Origin of the sequence: Pseudoalteromonas sp. TAB23, assembly GCF_000498075.1 — a bacterium.
Lineage (GTDB): Bacteria > Pseudomonadota > Gammaproteobacteria > Enterobacterales > Alteromonadaceae > Pseudoalteromonas > Pseudoalteromonas arctica.
Window position 1 is genome coordinate 1 of the sequence record NZ_AUTP01000173.1, and the last position, 4389, is coordinate 4389.

4 protein-coding genes are annotated in these 4389 nt (G+C 37.3%); all 4 read left to right on the forward strand.

Going from position 1 to position 4389, the window contains the following annotated elements; all coding sequences use genetic code 11:
* Positions 1-1528, forward strand: a 1528-nt coding sequence (rlmKL, locus tag L654_RS0108095) for a bifunctional 23S rRNA (guanine(2069)-N(7))-methyltransferase RlmK/23S rRNA (guanine(2445)-N(2))-methyltransferase RlmL (RefSeq protein ID WP_024607749.1), incomplete at its 5' end; no start/stop codon positions are given.
* Positions 1521-1760 carry a glutaredoxin family protein gene (locus tag L654_RS0108100; RefSeq protein WP_007586898.1) on the forward strand — a complete coding sequence of 80 codons (240 nt, stop codon included), beginning with the start codon at positions 1521-1523 and terminating at the stop codon, positions 1758-1760. The genes rlmKL and L654_RS0108100, both read left to right, overlap by 8 nt.
* A gap of 15 nt (positions 1761-1775) precedes the next feature.
* Positions 1776-3689, forward strand: coding sequence for an ABC transporter ATP-binding protein (locus L654_RS0108105; protein WP_024607750.1), 1914 nt, complete (start codon positions 1776-1778; stop codon positions 3687-3689).
* A gap of 11 nt (positions 3690-3700) precedes the next feature.
* Positions 3701-4389, forward strand: a 689-nt coding sequence (locus tag L654_RS0108110; protein WP_024607751.1) for a DUF3466 family protein, incomplete at its 3' end; no start/stop codon positions are given.

Consider the following 4389-nt stretch of genomic DNA (forward strand, 5'->3'; position numbering starts at 1 on the left):
TCCATGTTGTGGTGCGGGTACTATTTTGATAGAAGCTGCCGGTATGGCGCGAAACGAAGCGCCAGGATTATTCCGTGAAGGTTTTGCTTTTGAGCGTTTACCCAGTTTTAGAGCCGCTAAGTTTAAAGAGCTTAAAGAAGAGTTACTCGCTAATATTACTGATCCTAAATTATGGTTAATTGGCCACGATTACGATGAGCAAGTATTAAGTAAAGCAATTGATAATGCTAAACGTGCAGAGCTTGACGACGTGATTAAGTTTAAGCAAAGTGATGCAACTAAACTTACAGCTGTTGCAAAATTACCGGGTGTTGTAATTTCAAACTTACCTTATGGTGAGCGTATTGGCTCTATGGCTGAGCTTGTTGATTTACACCGTAATTTAGGCGTTGGCTTTAAAAAGCACTTCAATCACTGGAAACTTGCCTTATTGGGTATGGACGAGAGCTTATTTAAACTTTTAAAACTTGTGCGCCTTAAGCGTTATAAATTTAAAAATGGCCCGCTTGATGTAGAACTTAACTTATACCAATTAGATGATAAGCAAGTAAGTTTGACTACAGATGACAAAAAAGCACTCAATTTTGAAGGCTCAACGTCATTTGCAAATAGATTGAAAAAAAATAAGCAAGGCTTAAAAAACTGGCTTAAACAAAATAAAATAGATGCTTATCGCGTCTATGAAGCGGATATCCCTGAATACAATGTTGCTGTAGATATTTATGGCGACTCTGCTGTAATTTTTGAATATGCAGCGCCTAAAGAAATTGATGAAAAAACATCAGAAAAACGCCTGCAAGACGTAATAAGTTTAACGGCTCAACAGCTTGAGATTTCACCTGAAAACATTGCTGTAAAAGTACGTAAAAAGCAGAAGGGCGAAGATCAATACACAGCTATGTCTAAACAAAACCGTACTATGGTTGTTGAAGAGTTTGGTGCTAAGTTCAAAGTTAATTTATTTGACTACTTAGACACAGGCTTGTTTTTAGACCATCGCTTAATGCGCCGTTATATTCAAGAAAATGCTAAAGATAAACGTTTCTTAAACCTTTTTGCATACACAGGTACAGCTTCTGTACATGCTGCTCTTGGTGGTGCTAAAGCCATTACTACAGTCGATTTATCAAAGACCTACTTAAAATGGGGCCAAGATAACTTTGATTTAAATGGTATTAGTAATACACGATACCGTTTTGAACAAGCAGATTGTTTAAAATGGTTAGAGCACGCAACGGCGCAATATGATTTGATATTTTTAGATCCTCCAACGTTTTCAAACTCAAAGCGTATGAAAGACGCGTTTGATGTACAGAGCGATCACATTAAATTATTAACGTGGGTTAAAAAGATTTTAAGCCCATCAGGTACCTTAATTTTCTCTAATAACAAACGTGGCTTTGTGATAGATGAAGTTGGTCTGATTGGTTTAGGTTTAAAAGCCATTAATATTTCAGATAAAACGTTATCACCAGACTTTAAACGTAATAAAAAAATCCATAATAGCTGGTTAATCACACATGGCTAAATGGGTTTTATACCACACTGATGGTTGCCACTTGTGCGAGCAAGCTGAGCAACTTATCACTGAGGTACTTAGTAATACGAGTGAGTTATTACTAATCGATATTATGACTGATGAGCAGCTTATAGCTGAGTATCAAATTACTATTCCTGTATTAAAAAGTGAAAAAGGCGAGCAATTATTTTGGCCTTTTACTTTACACACTGTGCGCGAATTTTTAGCACAAGCAGAATAAGAGCAAATAAGAACTATGGATTTAATTAGAATTTTAAAAGCACAACTTGCTTTTGGTACGCATGCTTTGCTTAACAAAGCAGATGCCGTTATAGAAAGTGGCGAAAGAGTGTGTGTTGTTGGTCGAAATGGCGCGGGTAAGTCAACTCTATTAAAAGTGCTTGATGGCGAAGTTGTATTAGATGATGGTGAAATAAATCAGCTAGGCGGGATTAGAATTTCTCGTTTAGAACAAGATCCACCAAAAGGCGCAAATGGCACAGTATTTGATTATGTTGCGCAAGGTATGCCTGAGATTGCAAACTTACTAATTGATTTTCATCATGTAAGTAATGAGTTGCAAACAGTGTGTACTGATAAGTTATTAAACAAGCTTGAACGTTTATCAAATCAACTAGAAGCGGCTGATGGCTGGCGCTTTGATAGCCGAATTCAGTTAGTGCTAACACAATTAGAATTAACGCCAGAAGCTAAACTTGAGTCTCTTTCTGGTGGTTGGTTACGTAAAGTAGCACTTGCACGTGCACTTGTTAGTGAGCCTGATTTATTATTACTTGATGAGCCAACAAACCATTTAGACATGGCAAGTGTAATGTGGCTTGAGCAATTTTTAAAAGAGTTTAAAGGCGGAATCGTATTTATATCGCATGACCGTGCGTTTATTCGCGCTGTTGCTACGCGTATTTTAGATTTAGACCGTGGTAAGCTTATTTCGTACCCTGGTGATTACGCTACGTACTTAGAGCAAAAAGCCCATGATTTAAAAGTAGAAGAAAGCCAAAATGCATTGTTCGATAAGCGTTTAGCCGAAGAAGAAACATGGATCCGCCAAGGTGTTAAAGCGCGTAGAACGCGTAACGAAGGACGTGTTAGAGAGTTAAAACAGCTTCGTACAGAGCGTAAGCAACGTGTCGACCAAGTTGGTAAAACTGATTTCAATATTGAAACAGCAGATCGCTCTGGTAAGTTAGTATTTGAAGCTAAGAACCTTTGCCATGCATTTAAAGACAAAGTTATTGCTGATGATTTTTCTACACTGGTAATGCGCGGTGACAGAATCGGTCTAGTAGGCCCAAATGGTATTGGTAAAACAACACTATTAAAGCTAATGTTTGGTGATTTAGAACCAGATAGCGGCATAACTAAGCAAGGTGTTAATTTAGAGTTTGCTTACTTTGACCAATATCGTGAAAAGCTTGATGAAGAAGCAACAGTTCAAGATAACGTTGCCGAAGGTAAACAAGAAGTGATGATGGGCGGCCGCTCACGTCATGTTTTAGGTTATTTACAAGACTTTTTATTCCCGCCAGCACGTGCTCGAACCCCTGTTAAAGCACTCTCTGGTGGTGAAAAAAACAGATTACTATTAGCTAAATTGTTTTTAAAACCGTCTAATATCCTTGTTCTCGATGAGCCAACAAATGACTTAGACATTGAAACGTTAGAGTTACTAGAGGACATCATTAATCAATACCAAGGTACAGTGCTGATTGTAAGCCATGACCGTGAATTTATTGATAATACATGTTCAAGTGTATGGGCGTTTGAAGGTAACGGTAAAGTTACAGATATTGTAGGTGGCTATAGCGACTATGAGGCTTACGTTAACTATTTAGCTGAACAAGAAAAAAAAACGCAGCAGCAACCAGTAAAAAAAGTTGAAAAAGTAGTCGCTCCAGTTGCTAAACCTGCAGCTAAAACAAATAAACTCTCTTACAAATTAAAACTTGAATTAGAGCAACTACCGAATAAAATGGAAAAACTAGAAGCTGAAATTGAAGCTCAACAAGCTGTAGTTAGTGACTCAGACTTTTTTAAACAAGAGAGTGATGTAACAACTAAAGCATTGAACCATTTGGCACAACTTGAGTCTGACCTTGAAGCTGCCCTTGAGCGCTGGGAAGAACTTGAAGAATTACAGAATCAGTAGTAAGGACTAAAATGAAATATAAATTACTCGCTGCCAGTATTTTAGCGACATTAAGCACTTCAGCAACAAGTGCTACGTACCAGTTAAGTGAATTAGGGACTCTTGAAGACGCTAAATATTCTTATGTAACAGATGTAAGCGAAAGCGGGCATATTATTGGTTTCGCAAATGGTTTATACAATTTACCTATTGATATCAGCTATATAGATTTTACTGAAAATATTATTGAAAATAGCTACGATAATACAGAGGCTGCATTTGATTTAAGTGATAAAGAGATTACCTTTACACTTGATGACATTGAAAATAATGATGCAGTACTTACTAATTCTGATGCACATACTTTCATGGTTAGTTTTTTATCTTCAATTTCTACAAATTTTGAATATCAAAAATTAAGCTCATTAGTTGGCATAAAGTACAATGACACACAAGTAACAGAGCAACCGTTATTTGATGTTGCATCTGTTGATTATGATGGCTTAACGCGTTCAACTATTAACCTTTTTAATGCTGTAAGTGAAGACGGCGTTACTGTTGGTTGGGGCGGTGCTCCTTACGATAAAGTGTCTTTTACACCTGATGGTGAAGATGATGCAGAAACGTGGTTCACACATGAGTTTATAGAACGTGGGATTGTAATAAGTGCTGATGGCAGTATAAGTGTTGAGTTAGAGCCTGAGTTTAATGAATACGGCGG